The organism is Streptomyces sp. SID13726 (assembly GCF_010548375.1).
Taxonomy (GTDB): Bacteria; Actinomycetota; Actinomycetes; order Streptomycetales; family Streptomycetaceae; genus Streptomyces.
The window spans coordinates 1-420 of the sequence record NZ_JAAGLY010000570.1 but is presented as its reverse complement, the minus strand read 5'-3'; the positions used below and the strand labels follow the sequence as shown (position 1 = coordinate 420).

Below are 420 nucleotides of genomic sequence, written 5' to 3'. Positions count from 1 at the left end.
CACCGAGGACGGCGTCGCCGACGCGGACCTGTTCTGCCTGCTGGAGAGGCCGGACATCGTCCGCCGGGCGGTCCGGACCCTGGAGCGCAAGGCCCGCGACCTGTTCGTGGTCAGCGAGGTGGACATCGCCGGCGGCTGGGTGCGGGGCGTCCTGGACGGTGTCGTGCGCGAGTTCGAGATGTCCGCCATGGACGCCAAGCTGCGGCGGATCACCGTCTACGAGGGCGAGTTCGGCCTGGAGGCACTATCCCTGTTCGTCTGCCGCGGCGGGCTGATGCCGGGGGCGGACGCGTGGAAGGGCTACCGCCACCGGGCCTGGACGCGCATGAACGCGCTCGCCGACGAGACCACCCCGCACCTTCCCGCCCGGCGGTGGAGATGGCACGACCTAAGACATACCTACGCTCTGCGGCTTTTGAC

General features: G+C 70.5%; 1 pseudogene. It reads left to right on the top strand.

The features are described from left to right. A pseudogene (locus G3I78_RS49175) lies at positions 1 to 420 on the top strand (hypothetical protein); the annotation flags it as partial.